General features: G+C 71.4%; 16 protein-coding genes. 5 read left to right on the top strand and 11 right to left on the bottom strand.

The annotated features are described in order from the left end of the window. Nucleotides 1-157 precede the first annotated feature (157 nt). Nucleotides 158-1,669 (top strand): DNA repair protein RadA, encoded by a 1,512-nt coding sequence (gene radA / locus ACIF6L_RS01990; RefSeq protein WP_352286122.1) that lies wholly within the window; start codon nucleotides 158-160, stop codon nucleotides 1,667-1,669. A 140-nt stretch (nucleotides 1,670-1,809) separates the two neighbouring features. Continuing rightward, complete coding sequence (gene disA, locus ACIF6L_RS01985; protein WP_329488361.1) at nucleotides 1,810-2,916, top strand: DNA integrity scanning diadenylate cyclase DisA; 1,107 nt, start codon at nucleotides 1,810-1,812, stop codon at nucleotides 2,914-2,916. A 185-nt stretch (nucleotides 2,917-3,101) separates the two neighbouring features. On the opposite strand, the gene ACIF6L_RS01980 is transcribed toward disA, so the two are convergent. Further along, nucleotides 3,102-4,004 (bottom strand): hypothetical protein, encoded by a 903-nt coding sequence (locus ACIF6L_RS01980; protein ID WP_396485815.1) that lies wholly within the window; start codon nucleotides 4,002-4,004, stop codon nucleotides 3,102-3,104. Nucleotides 4,005-4,263: 259 nt separating this feature from the next. On the opposite strand from ACIF6L_RS01980, the gene ACIF6L_RS01975 reads away from it, so the two are divergent. Further along, entirely contained in the window at nucleotides 4,264-5,211 is a 948-nt protein-coding gene (locus tag ACIF6L_RS01975) for an A/G-specific adenine glycosylase (RefSeq protein WP_396485813.1), read from the top strand. 114 nt (nucleotides 5,212-5,325) lie between these two features. Here the strand turns inward: ACIF6L_RS01975 and ACIF6L_RS01970 are convergent, their stop codons facing one another. After that, nucleotides 5,326-6,933 (bottom strand): MDR family MFS transporter, encoded by a 1,608-nt coding sequence (locus ACIF6L_RS01970; RefSeq protein ID WP_359805174.1) that lies wholly within the window; start codon nucleotides 6,931-6,933, stop codon nucleotides 5,326-5,328. Between the two features lie 237 nt (nucleotides 6,934-7,170). On the opposite strand from ACIF6L_RS01970, the gene ACIF6L_RS01965 reads away from it, so the two are divergent. Further along, complete coding sequence (locus ACIF6L_RS01965; RefSeq protein WP_352286128.1) at nucleotides 7,171-7,797, top strand: helix-turn-helix domain-containing protein; 627 nt, start codon at nucleotides 7,171-7,173, stop codon at nucleotides 7,795-7,797. An 81-nt stretch (nucleotides 7,798-7,878) separates the two neighbouring features. On the opposite strand, the gene ACIF6L_RS01960 is transcribed toward ACIF6L_RS01965, so the two are convergent. Then, nucleotides 7,879-8,823: a M23 family metallopeptidase gene (locus ACIF6L_RS01960; protein ID WP_396492453.1), complete on the bottom strand. Its 945-nt coding sequence runs from the start codon at nucleotides 8,821-8,823 to the stop codon at nucleotides 7,879-7,881. Nucleotides 8,824-9,198: 375 nt separating this feature from the next. On the opposite strand from ACIF6L_RS01960, the gene ACIF6L_RS01955 reads away from it, so the two are divergent. Next, on the top strand, nucleotides 9,199-10,362 hold the full coding sequence (locus ACIF6L_RS01955) for a threonine aldolase family protein (RefSeq protein WP_396485808.1): 1,164 nt from the start codon (nucleotides 9,199-9,201) through the stop codon (nucleotides 10,360-10,362). A gap of 162 nt (nucleotides 10,363-10,524) precedes the next feature. Here ACIF6L_RS01955 and ACIF6L_RS01950 read toward each other — a convergent pair whose 3' ends face one another. From ACIF6L_RS01950 to ACIF6L_RS01915, 8 genes are all read right to left on the bottom strand, one after another. Then, entirely contained in the window at nucleotides 10,525-12,879 is a 2,355-nt protein-coding gene (locus ACIF6L_RS01950; RefSeq protein ID WP_329488354.1) for an immune inhibitor A domain-containing protein, read from the bottom strand. A 351-nt stretch (nucleotides 12,880-13,230) separates the two neighbouring features. After that, nucleotides 13,231-15,750, bottom strand: coding sequence for an ATP-dependent Clp protease ATP-binding subunit (locus ACIF6L_RS01945; protein ID WP_329488353.1), 2,520 nt, complete (start codon nucleotides 15,748-15,750; stop codon nucleotides 13,231-13,233). Nucleotides 15,751-16,459: 709 nt separating this feature from the next. After that, entirely contained in the window at nucleotides 16,460-16,810 is a 351-nt protein-coding gene (locus ACIF6L_RS01940) for an Lsr2 family protein (protein WP_396485807.1), read from the bottom strand. Between the two features lie 92 nt (nucleotides 16,811-16,902). Then, nucleotides 16,903-17,439 carry an amino-acid N-acetyltransferase gene (locus ACIF6L_RS01935; RefSeq protein WP_329488351.1) on the bottom strand — a complete coding sequence of 179 codons (537 nt, stop codon included), beginning with the start codon at nucleotides 17,437-17,439 and terminating at the stop codon, nucleotides 16,903-16,905. Between the two features lie 9 nt (nucleotides 17,440-17,448). Next, nucleotides 17,449-17,886: a BlaI/MecI/CopY family transcriptional regulator gene (locus ACIF6L_RS01930; RefSeq protein ID WP_329488350.1), complete on the bottom strand. Its 438-nt coding sequence runs from the start codon at nucleotides 17,884-17,886 to the stop codon at nucleotides 17,449-17,451. Nucleotides 17,887-18,002: 116 nt separating this feature from the next. Further along, nucleotides 18,003-18,125, bottom strand: a complete 123-nt coding sequence (locus ACIF6L_RS01925; RefSeq protein ID WP_329488349.1) for a hypothetical protein — start codon at nucleotides 18,123-18,125, stop codon at nucleotides 18,003-18,005. A gap of 4 nt (nucleotides 18,126-18,129) precedes the next feature. Next, the gene (lysX, locus tag ACIF6L_RS01920) at nucleotides 18,130-19,692 is read right to left on the bottom strand and encodes a bifunctional lysylphosphatidylglycerol synthetase/lysine--tRNA ligase LysX (protein WP_329488347.1); all 1,563 of its coding nucleotides are present in this window, start codon (nucleotides 19,690-19,692) and stop codon (nucleotides 18,130-18,132) included. A gap of 123 nt (nucleotides 19,693-19,815) precedes the next feature. Then, complete coding sequence (locus ACIF6L_RS01915) at nucleotides 19,816-20,544, bottom strand: hypothetical protein (protein WP_396485804.1); 729 nt, start codon at nucleotides 20,542-20,544, stop codon at nucleotides 19,816-19,818.

Here is a 20,544-nt window from a genome sequence, read left to right as displayed (position 1 = left end):
AGAGAGACCCGGGCCCCCGCCCGGGCTCTTCCCTGCTGTTGTACTTCTTTCGGGTAACAACATCGCCCATTCGTGGACCGGAGGTGCCCGCACCGTCCCGTCCCCGCGCCGCGGCCGCCGGACCCGCGTTGTCGTACCCAGGCGCTACGGTGACCGCATGGCTGCCCGCACCAAGACCACCGCCAAGCCGCGCCCGGCGTACCGCTGCACCGAGTGCGGCAACCAGCTGCCCAAATGGGTCGGCCGCTGCCCGGAGTGCAACGCCTGGGGCACGGTCGAGGAGTACGGCGCGGTGCCGATCAGGACGACGGCCGCCGGGCCGGTGAGCGCGCCCGCGCGCCCGATCGCCCAGATCGACGGCCAGGTCGCGACGGCCCGCTCCACCGGTGTGCCCGAGCTGGACCGGGTGCTCGGCGGCGGCCTCGTCCCCGGCGCCGTGGTGCTGCTGGCCGGCGAGCCCGGCGTCGGCAAGTCCACCCTGCTGCTGGACGTCGCGGCCAAGGCGGCCAGTGCCCAGCACCGCACGCTCTACGTCACCGGTGAGGAGTCGGCCGGTCAGGTCCGGCTGCGGGCGGACCGGATCAACGCGCTCTCCGAGCACCTCTACCTCGCGGCCGAGTCCGATCTCGGCGCCGTCCTCGGGCACATCGACGCGGTGAACCCGGGCCTGCTGATCCTGGACTCGGTGCAGACCATCGCCTCCGCCGAGCTGGACGGCGCGCCCGGCGGGCCGGCCCAGGTCCGCGAGGTGGCCGGTGCGCTGATCCGGGCGTCCAAGGACCGCGGCATGGCCACCCTCCTGGTCGGCCACGTCACCAAGGACGGCCAGATCGCCGGGCCCCGCCTGCTGGAGCACCTGGTGGACGTGGTGCTGAGCTTCGAGGGGGACCGCCACGCCCGGCTGCGGATCATCCGCGGGATCAAGAACCGCTACGGCGCCACCGACGAGGTCGGCTGCTTCGAGCTGCACGACGAGGGCATTGTGGGCCTGGCCGATCCCTCCGGCCTCTTCCTGACCAGGCGTGACAAGCCCGTCCCCGGGACCTGCCTGACCGTCACGCTGGAGGGCCGGCGTCCGCTGGTGGCGGAGGTGCAGGCGCTGATGGTGGATTCGCAGATCCCGTCCCCGCGCCGGACGACCTCCGGCCTGGAGTCGCCCCGGATCGCGATGATCCTGGCCGTGGTCGAGCGGCACGGCGGGGTCAAGCTCGGCAAGCAGGACATCTACACCGCGACGGTCGGCGGGGTGAAGCTGAGCGAACCCTCGGCGGACCTCGCGATCGCGCTCGCCGTGGCCAGCTCCTCCTCGGACACCCCGCTCCCGAGCAACCTGGTGGCGATCGGCGAGGTCGGTCTGGCGGGCGAGGTACGGCGGGTGACGGGTGTGCAGCGGCGGCTGGCCGAGGCGCACCGGCTGGGCTTCACGCACGCGCTGGTCCCGCCGGACCCGGGCAAGGTGCCGGCGGGGATGACGGTCGTCGAGGTCGCGGACATCGGTGAGGCGCTGCGGGCCATCCCGGGCCGCCGCCGGGCCGCCGCCAAGCCGCGCGGTGAGGCGCCGTCGGCGCCGCCGACCCCGCGCCGGGCCGCCGCCGCGGCGCCCGTCGCGGCCTACCCGGAGGAGCTCATGGAGGGGTGGGAGCCGGTCGACTCGGACGAACTGCGCTGACCCAAGCCCTGTTAATGCCGCACGCAGTTAGACTTTCCCCTGTCTAATTGGCAATAAGGCAGTAATAAGCGACAGAGCGACAGACCGTAGGCCGGCGCACGGCGCGAGGCGCGCGGCACGGGGTCGACCGGAGGAGTCACGTGGCAGGCAGCGACCGGGTGGACAAGTCCTCCCGCGAGGAGGCCCTGCTGCGGGCCTCCCTCACCGCCATCGCCCCCGGCACGGGGCTGCGTGACGGCCTGGAACGCGTGCTGCGGGCCAACACCGGCGGTCTGATCGTGCTCGGCTTCGACAAGACCGTCGAGTCGATCTGTACCGGCGGGTTCGTCCTGGACGTCGAGTTCACCGCGACCCGGCTCCGCGAGCTGTGCAAGCTCGACGGCGCCGTGGTGCTGGACAAGGACATCACCAAGATCGTCCGGGCCGGGGTGCACCTGATGCCGGACTCCACCATCCCCACCGACGAGACGGGCACCCGCCACCGCACCGCGGAGCGGGTCAACCGGCAGACCGGGTTCCCCGTGGTCGCGGTGTCGCACTCGATGCGGCTGATCGCGATGTACGTGAACGGCACCCGCCGGGTGCTGGAGGACTCCACCACCGTCCTGTCCCGGGCGAACCAGGCGCTGGCCACGCTGGAGCGGTACAAGCTCCGGCTGGACGAGGTGGCCGGCACGCTCTCCGCCCTGGAGATCGAGGACCTGGTGACGGTCCGGGACGTCACCGCCGTCGCCCAGCGGCTGGAGATGGTCCGGCTGATCGCCACCGAGATCGCCGGCTACGTGCTGGAGCTCGGTATCGACGGCCGGCTGCTCTCCCTCCAACTGGACGAGCTGATCGCGGGCGTGGAGCCGGAGCGCGAGCTGGTCGCCCGGGACTACTTCCCGGAGCGGGCCGCGAAGAAGGGCCGGACGGTCGCCGAGGTGCTGGCCGATCTGGAGGCGCTGACCCACGCCGAGCTGCTCGATCTGCAGACGGTGGCCAAGGCGCTCGGCTACTCGGGCTCGCCGGAGTCGCTGGACTCCGCGGTCTCGCCGCGCGGCTACCGCCTGCTGGCCAAGATCCCGCGCCTGCCCAACACCGTGATAGAGCGGCTGGTCGAGCATTTCGGCGGACTGCAGAAGCTGCTCGCGGCCAGCATCGACGATCTGCAGACGGTCGAGGGCGTCGGCGAGACCAGGGCGCGCTCGGTGCGCGAGGGCCTGTCCCGACTTGCTGAATCGTCCATCCTGGAGCGCTACGTCTGACGACGACCAGTACGTGCGGGCGGCCCTCGGGGAACCTTCCCCGGGGGCCGCTCCGTGTCGCGGCGCCGCCCGTCGCGCCGCCCCGGCGAACCCCGTCCGGAGGTGGCCGGAAACGCGCCGAAGCCCCGGCGCGGCGGGCGCCGGGGCTTGGCGGGAGGGCGTCGGGAGCGGGGCGTTCGGGGCGCTCAGCTCTCCAGGCGGATCGAGGAGCGCGCCGACACCTGGCCGCCGGAGAGGCCGGTGAGGTCGGCGACCACCAGGTAGGTGCCGGCGGGCGCGGCCGCCGGATCGGCGGTGGCGCACTGCGGCTTGCTGCGGCCGCGGTCCCAGGTGAAGGTCTCGGTCAGGCCGCTGTTGGCCGGGATCTGCACCCAGTTGCCGCCGCGGTCGGCCGGGCAGTCGCCGGAGGACCAGACGCGGTCGCCGTTGCTGGCCGTCACCGTGATGGCGGAGGCCGTCCGCCCGAGGTCCACTCGGCAGTTGGCGCCGGAGGAGTTGTGGACGGTCAGCGTCAGCTTCGGCTTGTCCTTGGGCTGGTAGGAGTTCTGGGCACTGGCCAGCTCCAGCGTCACCTGGGAGGAGGCGCAGACGGGCAGCGCCATCACCTCGGAGGTGTTCACCGGGGGAGTGCCGCCGCCGCTGCCGCCGGAGCCGCCGGCCGCGCCGCCGCCGGTACCGCCCGCGGCGGACCCGCCGCCGGCCGATCCGCCGGTGGCCGAGCCGCCGCCGGCGGCCGGGTTGGCCGCGCCACCGGAGCCCGTGCCGCCGGTGCTGAGGCTGGCGTCGCCGCCACCGGATCCGGAGACCGCGCCGCCGCCCGGGTTGGTGCCGCCCGTCCCGCCGCTGCCGGGGCGCGAGTTGTTCGCGGGCCCGGTCGACGACGCGCCCGGGGTGATCGTCTGGACCGGGGTCTGGGAGGGAGCGGCCTGCGCGCCCTTGCCCGCCGGTCCGTCACCACCACCACCCTGATCGGACATCAGCCAGACGAGCAGGGCGACGACCGCGGCGGCGGCGACGGCGACGACGAGACGCCGTCGCCAGTAGATCGAGGCCGGCAACGGTCCCACGGGTTGACGCAGAGAAGGCACGCCCAAACTCTACGAGACAGTGTGTGCCCTGTGACTCATCAACACCGCACACTCGTCCCTTCCTTCACATGATCCGCCATATGAGCCGTTCGGGGGAGTCCGGGTGGGGGCCTTCCGAGGCAATCCGGAACCCGCCCGTCCGCTCCGAGGCAGCTCCGAGCCTGATCAGAGGCAGCTCCGAGGCCGCTCCGAGGCCGCTCCCCACCCGGTCCCGCACCCGCTTCGAGCCGCGGCGCGGACATGGGAGGATCGAAGGGCCATGGCTGCCATCACCGTCACCCCCGCCGTCCCCGCCCCCTCGTCCGCGGCGGCCGCCGTACCGGCGCTGCCGCTGCCGCTGCCGGTGCTGCACTCGACCGTCCTCGGCTGGTACGACGCCCACCAGCGCGACCTCCCCTGGCGGACCCCGGAGGCCTCGCCCTGGGCGGTGATGGTCAGCGAGTTCATGCTCCAGCAGACCCCGGTGAAGCGGGTGCTGCCGGCCTACGCGGCATGGCTGGAGCGCTGGCCGACACCGGCCGACCTGGCGGCCGACGCGCCGGGCGAGGCGGTCCGGATGTGGGGCCGGCTGGGCTACCCGCGGCGGGCGCTGCGCCTGCACGGGGCGGCGGTGGCGATCACCGAGAAGCACGGCGGCGTCGTCCCGGACGACCACGCGACGCTGCTCTCGCTGCCCGGCGTCGGGGAGTACACGGCCGCGGCGGTGGCCTCGTTCGCCTTCCGCCAGCGGCACGTGGTGCTCGACACCAACGTCCGGCGGGTGTTCGCCCGCGCGGTGACCGGGGTGGAGTACCCGGCCCAGGCCACCACGGCGGCCGAGCGGCGGACGGCGACGGCGCTGCTGCCCGACGACGCCGACACGGCGGCGACCTGGGCGGTCGGCGTGATGGAGCTGGGGGCCCTGGTCTGCACGGCGCGCGCACCGGAGTGCGGCGGCTGTCCGCTGTTCAACCACTGCGCGTGGCAGCGGGCCGGCCGCCCGCCGTACGAGGGCCCGGCCCGGCGCGGCCAGACCTACGAGGGAACGGACCGGCAGGTGCGCGGGAAGCTCCTCGCGGTGCTGCGGGACGCGCACGGCACGGTCGGGCAGGCACGGCTGGACGCGGTCTGGCCGGACGCGGTGCAGCGGGCCCGGGCGCTGGACGGACTGGTCGCCGACGGCCTGGTCGAACCGGTCGAGCAGGGGGTCTACCGCCTGCCGCAGTAGCACGGGGGCGGCCCGTGGCGGCCCGTGGCGGCCTGCGGGACGGCGGACCGGAACCACCCGCGCCCGGAGACGCGAAAGCCCCCCTCCCAGGGCGGGAGGGGGGCTTTCCGGGCGTCAGATCGCGACGGCCTCGATGTTGGGCTCGGTGCCCTTGGCGTCGTCCTTCGCCGGCGAGCCGGCGCCGCGCAGCGGCACCTCGCGCAGGAACACCGCCGCGGCGATCGAGATCACCGCGGCCGCGGCGCCCCAGAGGAAGACGGTGTGCATGCCGTTGGCCACGGCGTGGTGGTACGCGTCCTGGACCGGGGCGGGCAGCGCCCGCAGCGCGGCCGGGCTCAGGGAGCTCGGGTCACCCTTGCCACCGCCGTTGGCGGCCGCGTCGCCGAGCCGCTCCTTCATGGTCTCGGTCACCCGGTTGTTGAACAGGGCCCCGAACAGCGCCACACCGAAGGAACCGCCGATGGTGCGGAACAGCGTGGCGGTGGAGCTGGCCACGCCCATGTCCTTGAGCTCCACGCTGTTCTGCGCGACCAGCATGGTGATCTGCATCAGGAAGCCCATGCCGGCGCCGAGCACCACCATGTAGCAGGCCGAGGCGAAGCTGCTGGTGTCGGTGGAGAGCATGGACAGCAGCAGCATGCCGCCGGTCATCACGATGGTGCCGATGATCGGGTAGATCCGGTACTTGCCGGTCTTGGTGACCGCCTGGCCGACCACCAGCGAGACGACCAGCATGCCGAACATCATCGGCATCAGCAGCAGGCCGGAGTTGGTCGCCGAGGCGCCCTGCACGGTCTGCTGGTAGAGCGGCAGGAAGACGGTCGAGCCGAACATCACGAAGCCGACGATGAAGCCGATCAGCGAGACCAGGGTGAAGTTCAGGTTCTTGAACAGGTCGAGCGGGAGCATCGGCTCCTCGACCCGCTGCTCGACGTAGCAGAAGGCGATCAGCGTGGCGGCGGCGAGCGCGCCCAGGCCCAGGATCTGCTTGGAGCCCCAGGCGTACTCCTGGCCGCCCCAGGTGGTGATCAGGGTGAGCGCGGTGATGCCGGTGGTGAGCAGGAGCGCGCCGACGTAGTCGATGCGGGCCTTGCTGCGGACCTTCGGCAGCTTCAGGGTGACCACGACGACGGCGAGCGCGATCACGCCGAGCGGCAGGTTGATGTAGAAGGTCCAGTGCCAGCTCAGGTGGTCGGTGATGAAGCCGCCGACCAGCGGGCCGCCGATGGTGGCGAGCGCCATCACCGCGGCGAACATGCCCTGGTACTTGCCGCGGTCACGCGGCGGGACCAGCGCGCCCATGATCGACATCACGCCGACCATCAGACCGCCGGCGCCCAGGCCCTGGAGGGCGCGGAAGCCGATCAGCTCGTTCATGTTCTGCGAGAGGCCGGACAGCGCCGAACCCACGAGGAAGATCACGATCGAGGTGAGGAAGATGCCCTTGCGGCCGTAGAGGTCGCCGAGCTTGCCCCAGATCGGGGTGGAGGCGGCGGTGGCCAGGGTGTAGGCGGTCACCACCCAGGACAGGTGCTCGGCGCCGCCGAGGTCGCCGACGATCGTCGGCATCGCGGTGCCGACGATCAGGTTGTCGAGCATGGCCAGCAGCATGGTGACCACCAGGCCGATCATGACCAGGCGGATCTCCCGGGGGGAGCGCGTCTGCTGCTCCTCGGGCGTCGTCGTTTCCGGTGCCGGGGTGGCGGCCTTGGGTTGTGACATGGGGTGGTGTCTCCCGGACTGGAGGCGGACGACCGATCTGGCCTGCGGAAGGCTTACTTACTTGTCGCCCGGCTAGTTTGTGGACCGTCGGCACGGTAAGTTGTGCACTAGCCGGTCGTCAAGCCAGTTTCCAGGTCGACCACCGGAACGGGGAGAATGAGTTCGGACGGGCAGGCGTCGACCGGCGCCGGCCGAACGCAGCCACAGCAGTCACCGACGCAGTCAACGAGGCAGGCCATGGGTACGACGCACAGCCCCCGCAGCGACACCCGGGCCCGTATCGTCGCGGTCGCACTGGAGCTCTTCTCCGAACAGGGGTACGAGCAGACCTCGCTCCGCGAGATCGCCGACCGCCTGGGCGTCACCAAGGCCGCGCTCTACTACCACTTCAAGACCAAGGACGACATCGTCCACGGCATCGTGCAGAGCATGGCCGCGCCGATCGACGACACCATCGCCTGGGGCCGCGAGCAGGAGTGGACGCCCGCGCTGCGCGACGAGCTGATCCGCCGGTTCGCGGCGGGCATGTCGGAGCGGGCCCCGCTGCTGCGCTTCTTCCACGAGAACCAGCCCGCGCTGCGCGACTCGCCCGCCGGGGTGGAGTTCAAGGACCGCATGATCGCGATGGTCCGGCTGGTGCACGGCCCGGAGGCCACCTTCGAGGACCGGCTGCGCGCCGCGATGTCGCTGTTCACCATCAACTCGGCCCTGTTCCTGATCAAGCAGGACGCCGCCGAGTGCCAGGAGCCCGGGCACGTCCCGGAGCACGCCGTACCGGTGGCCACCGTGGAGGAGGCGATGGCGGCCGCGCAGCGGGTCGCGCTGGAGATCGGCGCCCTGATCAGCCCCCCGGTCCGGGTCTGAGCGGCCCGGCGCCCGCCCACGAACGCCCGAGGGGCGGACCGGTCGCGTGGACCGGTCCGCCCCTCGTCGTGTGCCGCGGCCTCAGAAGCCGGTGACCCCGTGCCCGGAGAGGTAGGCGATCGGGTTGACCACCGCGCCGTAGTGGTTGCTGGAGCGGATCTCGAAGTGCAGGTGGGGCCCGGTCGAGTTGCCGGTGTTCCCGGAGCGGCCGATCTGCTCGGCGGCCGACACCCGGTCGCCCGCCGACACCGAGATCGACGACATGTGCGCGTACTGCGCGTACCGCCCGTCGGCCAGCCGCAGCACGACCTCCTTGCCGTAGGCGCCGTCCCAGCCGGCCGACACGACGGTGGCGTTGCCGACCGCGAGCAGCGCGGTGCCCGGGGACACCGCGAAGTCCACGCCGGTGTGGTAGCCGGCCGCGTACTCGGGGTTGGCCACGCCGTACGGGTTGCTGGTCGGCGCGCCCGGCACCGGCGCGGACCACTCGGGCGCGGGGGCCGGAGCGGGTGCGGGGGCGGGTGCGGGTGCGGGGGCCGGAGCCGGAGCGGGAGCCGGGGCGGGCTCGGCGGCCGGAGCCTGGTCGGCGGACGGCGCGGCCGGGGCGGGCGGCTCCGGGGGCAGCAGGTTGGCGGCGACCGCCACGTACTCCTGCGCCGAGCCGTGCTCGTGCGGCAGCTTGTAGGCGCTCGGGCCGGCGACCTGCACCGGCGTGGGGGCGGGCACCGCGGCGGGCGAGGAGGTGAAGGCGGAGCTGCCGGGGGTGGTGGGTACGACCGTCTGCGCCGAGGCGCTGCCGGGGGCGGCGACCAGCAGGGCGCCGGACAGTATCACCGCGCTCGCGCCGATCGCGGTGCCGGTGCGGTGCCGGTCGGCCCGCAGCGGGCCCCCGGGGAGCACGTGGCGGGGCGCGGTGAGCGTGCGGAGCGGGGCGGCGTGGGTGCGGACGGCCTGGCCGAGCCGGGGCTGCCAGGCGGCCGCCCGGTTCGCCGCGTCGGCGGCGAGGCGGCGCAGGGCCGGCCCCATGGGCGGGACGGAAGACATCGGTAGCTCGACCTCACGGACGTACGGGGGCAGCGCAACGAGCCCGTTCGGGCGTGCTGAGCAGGGACCACTCAGGTGTAACCGTCACCGAGCGGACTCCCAAACGGTGTGACGTACTACGGCGTGTAGTCACCGTCCGGCCGGAGATTCAAGCCGACGGAGTAACGATCATGTGATCCGACAGTAGGGTCACGGCCCCCGTCTCCCGGGGCCCCGCCGCGTCGCGCTACTACCGCCGCTCGTACCGCGGGGGGTGCTTGTGACCAGTGCCACCCGGCGCCGGGCTCCGGCCGGGCCCGCGGCGCCCGTGGTGTCCGCACCGCTGACCCCGCGCCGTCCCTGCGGGACCATCGACGCATGTATCCCAACAGGAGCGAAGAGACCGAAGCCGACCGCGGGCCCGGCGTCCAGGAGCGCCGGTACACCGCGCTGCGCGGCTGCGAGCGGCTGCTCTCCGGCACCCGGCCGCGAAGCCTGCGCGAGCGGCTCGCCGCCCTGGCCGAGGAGGGCGAGGGCGCCTACGACCTGGACCGGCGGCCGGACATGTACGGCGACGGCGTGGTGCGGGCCCTGGAGAACCGGGTCGCCGAGCTGCTCGGCACCGAGGACGCCGCGTTCTTCCCCACCGGCACGATGGCCCAGCAGGTCGCGCTGCGGATCCACGCCGAGGCCGCCGCGCTGCCGACCGTGGCCACCCACCCGCTCGGGCACACCGAACTGCACGAGCGGCACGCGCTGGGGCGGCTCAGCGGTCTGCGCAGCGTCTGGCCCACGGTCGCGCCGCGGCTCCCCACCGTGGCCGAGCTGCGGGCCTTCGACGAGCCGTACGCGGCGATGATCCTGGAGCTGCCGCTGCGCGAGGCCGGGTTCGTCCTGCCGTCCTGGGCGGACCTGCTGGGCGTGGCCGCGGTGGTCCGGGAGGAGCACGGCGCCGCGCTGCACCTGGACGGGGCCCGGATCTGGGAGTCGGTGGTGCACTTCGACCGCCCGCTGCCGGAGATCGCCGCCCAGGCCGACTCGGTCTACGTCTCCTTCTACAAGACGCTCGGCGGGATCAGCGGCGCGGCGCTGGCCGGCCGCGCCCGCTTCGTGCGGACCGCCAAGGCCTGGCGGCACCGCTACGGCGGCCAGCTGTTCCAGCAGTGGCCGGCGGCGCTCGCCGCGCTGGCCGGCCTGGACCGCGAACTGCCGCGCCTGGGGCAGTACGTCGCGCATGCCGGGACGGTCGCGGCGGCGCTCGCCGAGGGGTTCGCGGGCGTTCCGGGCGCCCGGGTCCACCCGGCCCCGCCGCACACCCATCAGTTCCAGCTCTGGCTTCCCTACCCCCCGCAGGAGCTGGATCTCGCGGGACTCCGGCTGGCGGAGGAGTCGGGGACGGCCCTGTTCGGCGGCTGGCGCGAGCAGGGCCTGCCGGGGCTGTCGATGACGGAGGTCACGGTGGCCGCGGACGCGCTGGAGTGGACCGGCAAGGACGTCACCGAGGCGGTGGACGCCTTCCTCGCACTGCTGCCGGACCGGTAGGTCCGACCGGAAGTGCCTCGCGGACCCCGCCGGACGGGCGGACTCCGGCGGCCGCGCGGACCTCTCGCGGACAAGCGTCCGGCCCGCCCCCGCAGCTGCGGGGACGGGCCGGACCGGTGAATCAGTGCCTGGTCAGAGGCTGATCGTCACTGCTCGTTTCGATCAGTTGTCGACCGGGCGGACGCGGATCCAGGTCTCGAGGTAGTTCGAGGACTCGTTCTCGACCTCGATGCTGGTGCCGGTCTTCGGGACGATGACGCTGCTGTACGGGTTGTCCTTCGACCAGTACGACTTGAGGTCGCTGAACTCGTCGACGCCCTTGGCCTTCGGGACGACCGTCTCGACGCCGCTCTTGTGCAGGGTCAGGCTGTCGACCTTGCGCGAGCCGAAGGTCGAGTCGTAGCCCTGGATGCGCGGGCGCATCAGGGTGCCGTCGGTCCACTTGATCGGGGTCGGGTGCGAGTCGACCGGGAGGATCAGGCCGGAACCCGGGTGGTTGGTGACGTTGTTGTCGCTCTGGGAGGTGTCCCACAGCCAGATCAGCAGACCGGCCTGGTAGGGGTAGTGCTCCACCCAGTTCGGCTTGGTGTTGGAGAAGCCGAAGTTGTACGGGCCGGTCTTCAGGGTCCGGTCGTACGAGATGTGCTGGCGGTTCTCGGCGATGTAGTACTGCGCGTAGTCGTTCGAGAACTTGCCGGTGATGCGGGAGAAGCCGTTGGCCGTCCAGCCGTTGTCGCCGTTCTCGGCACCGTCGGTGAAGACGGTGGCGCCGTTGGCGGCGATGGCGATGTCGTCCAGGGCCAGGCCCTTGAGGTGCAGACCGCCGTCGGTGGTGTAGTGGAAGCGGACCTTGACGGCCTTACCCGCGTAGGCGTCGAGCGAGAACGACAGGTCGCCCCACTTGTTGCCCGAGTTGCCGGTCAGGCCGGCCTTGTCGGCGGCGTTCTTCGGGATCGCGACCCCGTTGAAGGTGCCGTTCAGGGCGGTCCAGTTGGCGCCACCGTCGGTGGAGACCTCGGCGTAGCCGTAGTCGAAGTCCTGCTCGATGTCGTACCAGGCCTTGGCCGTCAGCGCGGCGCTGGTCTTGCCGGTCAGGTCGACGTCACGGGCCAGCGACACGTTGAGGTCGTCGGCGCTGCCGCTCCACCACTCGTTGGCACCCGCGAACGGGGTGTTGATCTCGGTGGTGACGGTCTTCTTCGGCAGGTCGACGACCAGGGCCTGCGGCAGGTTCGAGTTGTACTCGACCGGGCCGATGTGGTGGGTCGTCTCGGTGCCGGCCTTGGCCTTGTCGTACTTCAGCCAGCCGAGCTGGAGCTTGCTCCAGGCGTCGAGGTCGTTCGGCATGTCGCCGATCGAGTTCTTGCCCTCGCCGAGCCAGGAGCCGGAGGACATCAGCGACCAGAAGCCGACCGAGTTGTCGATCCCGCTGCCCGAGGTGTCGTACAGGTCCGGCAGGCCGAGGTCGTGGCCGTACTCGTGGGCGAAGACACCGAGGCCGCCGTTCTCCGGCTGCATGGTGTAGTCACCGATCCAGATGCCGGTGGAGCCGACCGGGGTGCCGCCGAGCAGGTTGTTGGCGGGGCCGGTGGAGCCGGCCTGGGTGCCGTAGACGTACGAGCGGTGGGCCCACAGCGCGTTGTCGCCCTGCTTGCCGCCGCCCGCCGACTGGTCCTCACCGGCGTGCACGATCTGGAAGTGGTCGATGTAACCGTCGGGCTCGTTGAAGTTGCCGTCGTGGTCGAAGTCGTACCGGTCCCACTGGTCGTACTGCGCGATGGTGGCCTTGATCTGAGCGTCCGTCTGGCCCTTGGCCTTCTGGTCGGCGACCCAGGCGTTGATGCCGTCGCGGATCAGGTCCTGCGCGTTGTTGCAGACGTGCTGGCCGCAGTAGTCCGAGCCGTAACGGGCCTCGTTCCACGGGACCTTCACCCAGTCGGTGACCTGGCCGTCGACGGAGTAGCGGCCCGAGGACTGCTTCTCGTAGAAGGTCTTCAGCGAGTCCTGGGTCTTGCTGAAGTACATGTCCTGGTAGTGCTGCTGGTTGTAGTCAGCCTGCCAGAGCGTCGAGTTGTTGGTCGCCGCGTCGGGCTTCTCGATCTGGTTGTGCTGCGGACCGGGGTCCCCACCGAACTTGATCTTGCCGTCCGGGGTCTTCGTGGTGTTGTCCACCTGGTCGCTGAAGTCGACCAGGATGGTGAAGATCTTGTCCGTGCGCTCGCGGGCGAGCTCGACGTACTTGTCCTTGCCCAGCTTGATGCTGGAGCTGCCGCCGTGCTCCTCGACCTTCGCGGTGCCGGCGAGCAGCTGCTCGGTGGCGGCCTTCTGCTCGGCCTCGACCTTCTCGGTCAGCGGGCCCGGCAGGTTGTGGTCCGTCTTGACCGACTGAACGGCGTCAGCGGGGTCCTTCGGCGTGGGCGCCGAGCCGGCCGCGAGGGCCGTGCTCGGGAACAGACCCGCGCCCAGAGCGGCTATGACCGCCCCGGCCGTGGCGGCCGCGGCGGCTTTCCTGGTCATCTTCAACGTTGTGACGTCCTCCCCAAACCGGTCCGGCTCTTGGCCTTCCGGTAAACCAATGAAAGACAGGTGGACGACATTTGATCCAAGCGTGGACGGAAAAGATAGACCTTGACCGTTACATGGCCACACCGCTATGCTCCGCGACTCGCTATCAACTGACGATCCGTCAACAACATTGGCATTAAAGATGCCTGCTTACTGGGTCGCACTCGCACCACCGCCCGACCAGGCCTCCCACCTGCGAGCCCGTGGGGTGGATCACAGTTTTCGTAACGGCACGTAAACGGACTGAGCCCCCGGCGCGAACGCCGGGGGCTCAGACGGTGTGCTGTTATCTGTTAACTGTTACTACTTCGTCAGGTCCGGACCGGACGAGGCAACGGCCGCCGGAGTGTCCGCGACCGCGGACTTCTCCTCGCCGCGGAAGGTGAACTTCGCTTCCTTGCCCTCGCCCTCGACACCGACGACCACGATGTGACCGGCTCGCAGCTCGCCGAAGAGGATCTTCTCGGAGAGGTGGTCCTCGATCTCGCGCTGGATGGTGCGGCGCAGCGGACGGGCACCGAGCAGCGGGTCGTAGCCGCGCTTGGCGAGCAGCTTCTTGGCCTCGATGCTGAGCTCCAGGCCCATGTCGCGGTCCCGCAGCCGGCCGTCCACCTTGTCGATCATCAGGTCGACGATCTGGATGATGTCTTCCTCGGACAGCTGGTGGAAGACCACGATGTCGTCGACGCGGTTCAGGAACTCGGGGCGGAAGTGCTGCTTGAGCTCCTCGCCGACCTTCGCCTTCATCCGCTCGTACCCGGTGGTGGAGTCGCCCGTGGCCGCGAAGCCCAGGTTGAACCCCTTGGAGATGTCCCGGGTGCCGAGGTTGGTCGTCATGATGATGACGGTGTTCTTGAAGTCGACCACGCGGCCCTGGGAGTCGGTCAGGCGACCGTCCTCCAGGATCTGCAGCAGCGAGTTGAAGATGTCGGGGTGGGCCTTCTCGACCTCGTCGAAGAGGACGACGGAGAACGGCTTGCGGCGGACCTTCTCGGTCAGCTGGCCGCCCTCCTCGTAGCCCACGTAGCCGGGGGGCGAACCGAAGAGCCGGGAGACGGTGTGCTTCTCCGAGAACTCGGACATGTCGAGCGAGATCAGCGCGTCCTCGTCGCCGAAGAGGAACTCGGCGAGCGTCTTGGACAGCTCGGTCTTACCGACACCGGACGGGCCGGCGAAGATGAACGAGCCGCCGGGGCGCTTCGGGTCCTTGAGGCCCGCACGGGTGCGCCGGATGGCCTGGGAGAGCGCCTTGATGGCGTCCTTCTGGCCGATGACGCGCTTGTGCAGCTCGTCCTCCATGCGCAGCAGCCGGGAGGACTCCTCCTCGGTCAGCTTGAAGACCGGGATGCCGGTGGCGGTGGCCAGGACCTCGGCGATGAGCTCCTCGTCCACCTCCGCGACGACGTCCATGTCGCCGGCCTTCCACTCCTTCTCGCGCTTGGCCTTGGCCTGCAGGAGCTGCTTCTCGTCGTCGCGCAGGGACGCGGCCTTCTCGAAGTCCTGCGCGTCGATCGCGCTCTCCTTCTCGCGGCGCACGTCGGCGATCTTCTCGTCGAACTCGCGCAGGTCCGGCGGCGCGGTCATCCGGCGGATGCGCATCCGGGAGCCGGCCTCGTCGATCAGGTCGATCGCCTTGTCCGGCAGGAAGCGGTCCGAGATGTAGCGGTCGGCCAGGGTGGCGGCGGCGACCAGGGCGGCGTCCGTGATGGAGACCCGGTGGTGGGCCTCGTAGCGGTCGCGCAGGCCCTTGAGGATCTCGATGGTGTGCGGCAGCGACGGCTCGGCGACCTGGATCGGCTGGAAGCGGCGCTCCAGCGCGGCGTCCTTCTCCAGGTGCTTGCGGTACTCGTCGAGCGTGGTGGCACCGATGGTCTGCAGCTCACCACGGGCCAGCATCGGCTTGAGGATGCTGGCGGCGTCGATGGCGCCCTCGGCGGCGCCCGCGCCGACCAGGGTGTGCAGCTCGTCGATGAACAGGATGATGTCGCCGCGGGTGCGGATCTCCTTGAGGACCTTCTTCAGGCGCTCCTCGAAGTCACCGCGGTAGCGCGAGCCGGCCACCAGGGCGCCCAGGTCCAGCGTGTAGAGCTGCTTGTCCTTGAGCGTCTCCGGGACCTCGCCCTTGACGATCGCCTGGGCCAGGCCCTCGACCACGGCCGTCTTGCCGACGCCGGGCTCACCGATCAGCACGGGGTTGTTCTTGGTGCGGCGGGACAGCACCTGCATGACCCGCTCGATCTCCTTCTCGCGCCCGATCACCGGGTCGAGCTTGGCCTCGCGGGCGGCCTGGGTCAGGTTGCGGCCGAACTGGTCGAGGACCAGCGAGGTCGACGGGGTGCCCTCGGCGGGCCCGCCGGCCGTGGCCGACTCCTTGCCGCCGCCGGTCTGGTACCCGGAGAGCAGCTGGATGACCTGCTGGCGCACCCGGTTGAGGTCGGCGCCGAGCTTCACCAGGACCTGGGCGGCGACGCCCTCGCCCTCGCGGATCAGGCCGAGCAGGATGTGCTCGGTGCCGATGTAGTTGTGGCCGAGCTGCAGGGCCTCCCGGAGCGACAGCTCCAGGACCTTCTTCGCCCGGGGGGTGAAGGGAATGTGACCGGACGGGGCCTGCTGGCCCTGGCCGATGATCTCCTCGACCTGCTGGCGAACGGCCTCAAGAGAAATCCCGAGGCTCTCCAGGGCCTTAGCGGCGACACCCTCACCCTCGTGGATCAGACCCAGGAGGATGTGCTCGGTGCCGATGTAGTTGTGGTTGAGCATCCGGGCTTCTTCCTGAGCCAGGACGACAACCCGCCGCGCGCGGTCGGTGAACCTCTCGAACATCGTTTATCGCTCCTCAGAGCGGTCGGGCAGTTCGGGGTCGGTCCCCGCCCTGTCCTTCCGCATGCTAGTCCCGCTCAGCGGCGCGGCCCACGGATTCACTCCCCGGTACGGGAGCGAGATGCTGCGCGACCAGCCGACACCAATCCCAACCTGATGCTGGGAGACGGTGTTCCCACAGGTGGGCCGGATGCACCAGATACCGCTACGCCATCGGCGAACAACACCGGCCCCGGCGGATCCGGAGGGTCTCCGGCGGGTCGCACGTACTGCCCCGGACGGTGCGCGGGGCACCGTCCACCTGCATTCATACCCGGTATCGGGATGGTTCTCGCGCAGTTTCCGCGGTGGCGGTGTTCGCCTGGCGAGAAGTCGGCCGGCGGTGACGGCGGGTCAGCTCCGGCCCTCGGGGTCGGTAGGCCATCCCGGTGGTGTCGGCGTTACCGCTCCGCCCCTACAGCGTTGCACAGCTCGTGATTGTTCCGCCGCCCGATCCGGTGCTGCCCGGGCGGGTGCCCGAAGGGGCGCCCGTGCCCCGGTCCGCCGGCATGCCCGCGGAGCCGGGCGGACGGCCCGGCTCGGCCGGGCGGGCCGGGCGGGCACGCGCCGCAGGGCGCGGAGAAGGTTCCTCCGCGCCCCGCGCATGTGCCAGGTGCGCCTCCGGCGACCACCGGGGCCCCGCATCCGCTCCGGCGGTCCGGCGCTGCCGGGATCAGGCCGCGTTGGCCTTGTCGTAGGCCTCGCGGACGGTGCTCGGCACCCGGCCGCGGTCGTTGACCTCCAGGCCCTGCTCCTTGGCCCACGCGCGGACCTTCGCGGTGTCCGGCGCGCCGCCGGACGGGCGCGGAGCCGCGCCGCGGCCCGGGCGCCGGGCGCCGGCGAGCCGGCCGCTCTGCTTGCGGCCCTTCTCCACGTACGGCGCCAGCAGACCGCGCAGCTTGTCCGCGTTGGCGCTCTTCAGATCGATCTCGTAGGCAACGCCGTCGAGCGCGAACGTCACCGTCTCGTCCGCCGAACCGCCGTCGAGATCGTCTTCAAGAATGACCTGCACCCTCTGTGCCACGGGCTTCCCTTTCCGCTAAACGACCCATTGCCTAAGGAAAGGAAAGCGCCTTTCTCCGGAAAACACAAACCCCTGCCCGGGTCGGGAGCCGCTCACAGGTGCAGCAGCATGCGCGAGTTGCCCAGTGTGTTGGGCTTCACCCGCTCCAGGTCGAGGAACTCGGCGACACCTTCATCGTACGAGCGGAGAAGTTCTTCATAGACATCCGTAGCGATCGCCGCCGGGTCTGTCGTACCATCATCGGTTTCCTGGACCTCGCCGATCTCGACGAAACCGTGTTTCGCGAAGAAGGGCACCTCGAACGTCAAGCAGAAAATCCGACGGACGCCGAGCCACCGCGCGGTCTGCAGCAGCTTCTCCAGCAGCAGGTGGCCGACCCCGTGGCCGCGGCAGGACGGATCGACCGCGAGGGTGCGCACCTCGGCGAGGTCCTCCCACATGACGTGCAGCGCGCCGCAGGCCACGACCGCCCCGGTGTCGTCGCGTTCGGCGACCCAGAACTCCTGCACGGATTCGAACAGGGTGACGGTGGGCTTGTCGAGCAGAATGCCGTCACGGGAGTAGGCGTCGATGAGCCCGCGCACTGCCCGCACGTCCGTGGTCCGCGCCCGGCGGATGGTGACCTCCATGGCGGGACGTTATCGTGCCGGCGCCGGTCCGGTCCCCCCGGTATCCGGCCCGGACTCCGCGGAATCCGGCCCGGCCGGATCGGTCGGGAACAGAGCGGCCACCCGCAACGCGTCGCGCAGCGCCTCCCGTTGCTCGGGCGACATGAGGCCGAAGAAGTGCACCAGGGCGGCCGCGGGATTGTCGCTGGTGGCCCAGGCGTCGTTCATCAGAGCCGCCGTGTAGGCCTCGCGGGACGAGACCGGTTCATATCGATAGGCCCGCCCGGCGCGGTCCCGGCGCAGCCAGCCCTTTCTGTGGAGCTTGTCCAGGACGGTCATCACGGTGGTGTACGCGATTTCCCGTTCCGACCGCAGATCCAGCAGAACCTCGCGAACCGTGACCGGTCGGTTCCACCGCCACACCCGGGTCATGATGGCGTTCTCAAGTTCGCCGAGTTGCCGGACCATAGTGCGGCCAGGATAGGGAGTGAATGGGGCAAATCTTGTGAAGTGCGGCAAACCGGCGCGCCGCCACCCCGGAATCGGGAATGGCGGCGCGCCGGTGCTCGCGGGCGGGGACGGGGTCAGTCGACCGCGTCCTCCTTGGCCTTCTGGGCCCCGCCCTGGCTGCGGATGATGGCCCGCACCAGGAAGCCGAAGCCGATCGCCATGACCAGCGGCGGGACGATCGCGCTGACGTAGTCCATCAGGTCACTCCTCCTCGGTCCTGTCCGCCGCCGCGGTGGCGGCGGACGCCTTGGGCTCCGGCTTCACGAGCGGGAAGAGCACGGTCTCCCGGATGTTCTTGCCGGTGAGCAGCATGATCAGGCGGTCCACCCCGAGGCCGAGGCCGCCGGTGGGCGGCATCGCGTACTCCAGGGCCCGCAGGAAGTCCTCGTCGACCTGCATCGCCTCGACGTCGCCGCCGGCGGCCAGCAGGGACTGCGCGGTCAGCCGGGCGCGCTGCTCGACCGGGTCGACCAGCTCGGAGTAGGCGGTGCCGATCTCGGTGCCGAAGATCACCAGGTCCCACTTCTCGGCCACGCCCGCGACCGAGCGGTGCTGGCGGGTCAGCGGCGAGACCTCGGTCGGGTAGTCCTTGATGAAGGTCGGCGCGACGGCGTTCTCCTCCAGCAGGCGCTCGACCATCTCCAGCACGATCTGGCCGTGGCCCCAGTCCTTCTCGAACGGGATGCCGTGCGCGGCGGCCAGCTCGCGCAGCTCCTCGACGCCGGTCTCCGGGGTCACCTCGGTGCCCAGGTGCGCCGAGATGCCGGGGTACACGCTGACCTCCGCCCACGGCTCGGCCAGGTCGATCTCGTGCTCCACGCCGTGCGGGTCGAGGCCGCGGATCACCGTGGTGCCCAGCGCGTCCCGGGCGGCGTTGATGATCGTCGCCCGGATCAGCTCGGCCTGGGTGTCGTAGTCGCCGTAGGCCTCGTAGGACTCCAGCGAGGTGAACTCCGGGTTGTGGGTGGAGTCCGCGCCCTCGTTGCGGAAGTTGCGGTTGATCTCGAAGACCTTCTCCGCGCCGCCGACCACCAGCCGCTTGAGGTACAGCTCGGGGGCGATGCGCATGAACAGGTCGATGTCGTACGCGTTGATGTGGGTCTTGAACGGACGCGCGTTGGCGCCGCCGTGCACCGGCTGCAGCATCGGGGTCTCGACCTCGATGTAGCCGCGCTCCTCGTAGGTGCGGCGGATCGAGCGGACCACCTTGCTGCGCAGGTGCAGGATCTCGCGGGCCTCGGGGTTGACGATCAGGTCGACGTACCGCTGGCGGACCCGGGCCTCCGGGTCGGTCAGGCCCTTGTGCTTGTCCGGCAGCGGGCGCAGGCACTTGGCGGTGAGCGCCCAGGCGTCCACCATGACCGACAGCTCGCCGCGGCGGGAGGTGATCACCTCGCCCTCGACGCCGACCTGGTCGCCGAGGTCGATGTCGGACTTCCAGGCCGCCAGCCGCTCCTCGCCCAGCTTGTCCAGGGAGAACATCACCTGGAGGTCGCCGCTGCCGTCGCGCAGGGTGGCGAAGCAGAGCTTGCCGCCGGTGCGGGAGAGGATCACCCGGCCGGTGATGCCGACCCGCTCGCCGGTCGCCGTGTCCGGCGCCAGGTCCGGGTGCTTGGCCCGGAGGTCGGCGATGGTGCTGGTCCGGGGGAAGCCGACCGGGTACGGGTCGACGCCGGCCGCCCGGAGCCGGTCCAGCTTCTCGCGCCGGACGCGCATCTGCTCGGGGAGGTCGTCGGTCGCGGGGATGGGGCTCTGATCGCTCACCCCCCCAGGGTAGCCAGCCCCGGACCGCCGCTCCGCCACGGGTTGGCCGTGCCGCTCGCGGCGTCGGCCGCACGCCGGAGGGGGAGACCGCCGGTGCGGTCTCCCCCTCCGGGGGCGGGGCGGTCAGCCGGTGCCGGTGGCCAGCTCCAGCTCCTCGTCGGGAGTGGCGGGCGGGGCGGGCCGGGCCGGCGGCCGGGGGCGACGGCCGAAGAGCTCGGCGGGGGTCGGCATCCGGTGCGGACGGGGCTGGGGGGCGTCGGGCTGCTCTGGGCCGGGCTCGGTGCTGCTCATCGGGATCCGTCCTCCAACAGGGGTGGGGAGACTGCTCGGGGGTGCGGCGGGGCTCGGTACGGCGACGAGGTGGCGCTGGCCGGTGGTGAGGGCGAGCCGCTCGCGGACGGCCGCCTCGGCCAGTGCGTGGCAGCGCCCGGCCAGCCGCGAGCGGCGGGTCCGCTCGGTCTGGCCGCACGGCTGACGGGTCAGCCCGCGCAGCGCGGTGAGGTCCTCGGGCGCGGGGAGGTAGCCGTCGGCCACCGCCTCCTCCAGGCGTTCCAGGTAGCCGGCGGCGCTGCCGGGCAGGGCCGCCCGGTAGCGGCCGAGGTCGGCGAGCAGGAAGGCGCGCAGCCGGCCGCCCTCCTGGACGGCTTCGTCGATCGCCTCGGTCAGGCGCAGGGCGTCCTGGACGTCCTCCGCCCACAGCTCGGCGCCCGAGCCGGCGAACGGCAGCCGGTCGGAGACCTGGAAGTGGACGGGGACGGCGGGGTGCAGGGCTTGGGCGAGGGCGCGGCGCAGCACGCGGACTTCGTCGGCGCTGAAGGCCATGCCGCCGCGCGATCCGTGTGGCGTAGGCAT

This window comes from Kitasatospora sp. NPDC086009, from assembly GCF_044540385.1.
Taxonomy (GTDB): domain Bacteria; phylum Actinomycetota; class Actinomycetes; order Streptomycetales; family Streptomycetaceae; genus Kitasatospora.
The sequence above is the reverse complement of the archived record's forward strand: the minus strand, read 5'-3'. Positions and strand labels throughout refer to the sequence as shown.

Coding starts and splice junctions, on each gene's coding strand:
- ACIF6L_RS01950 (WP_329488354.1), bottom strand. CDS start 12,879: ATGACCAGGAAAGCCGCCGCGGCCGCCACGGCCGGGGCGGTCATAGCC.
- ACIF6L_RS01965 (WP_352286128.1), top strand. CDS start 7,171: ATGGGTACGACGCACAGCCCCCGCAGCGACACCCGGGCCCGTATCGTC.
- ACIF6L_RS01960 (WP_396492453.1), bottom strand. CDS start 8,823: ATGGGGCCGGCCCTGCGCCGCCTCGCCGCCGACGCGGCGAACCGGGCG.
- ACIF6L_RS01975 (WP_396485813.1), top strand. CDS start 4,264: ATGGCTGCCATCACCGTCACCCCCGCCGTCCCCGCCCCCTCGTCCGCG.
- ACIF6L_RS01915 (WP_396485804.1), bottom strand. CDS start 20,544: ATGCCTACGCCACACGGATCGCGCGGCGGCATGGCCTTCAGCGCCGAC.
- ACIF6L_RS01955 (WP_396485808.1), top strand. CDS start 9,199: ATGTATCCCAACAGGAGCGAAGAGACCGAAGCCGACCGCGGGCCCGGC.
- radA (WP_352286122.1), top strand. CDS start 158: ATGGCTGCCCGCACCAAGACCACCGCCAAGCCGCGCCCGGCGTACCGC.
- ACIF6L_RS01970 (WP_359805174.1), bottom strand. CDS start 6,933: ATGTCACAACCCAAGGCCGCCACCCCGGCACCGGAAACGACGACGCCC.
- ACIF6L_RS01930 (WP_329488350.1), bottom strand. CDS start 17,886: ATGGTCCGGCAACTCGGCGAACTTGAGAACGCCATCATGACCCGGGTG.
- ACIF6L_RS01935 (WP_329488351.1), bottom strand. CDS start 17,439: ATGGAGGTCACCATCCGCCGGGCGCGGACCACGGACGTGCGGGCAGTG.
- ACIF6L_RS01945 (WP_329488353.1), bottom strand. CDS start 15,750: ATGTTCGAGAGGTTCACCGACCGCGCGCGGCGGGTTGTCGTCCTGGCT.
- ACIF6L_RS01925 (WP_329488349.1), bottom strand. CDS start 18,125: ATGGACTACGTCAGCGCGATCGTCCCGCCGCTGGTCATGGCGATCGGC.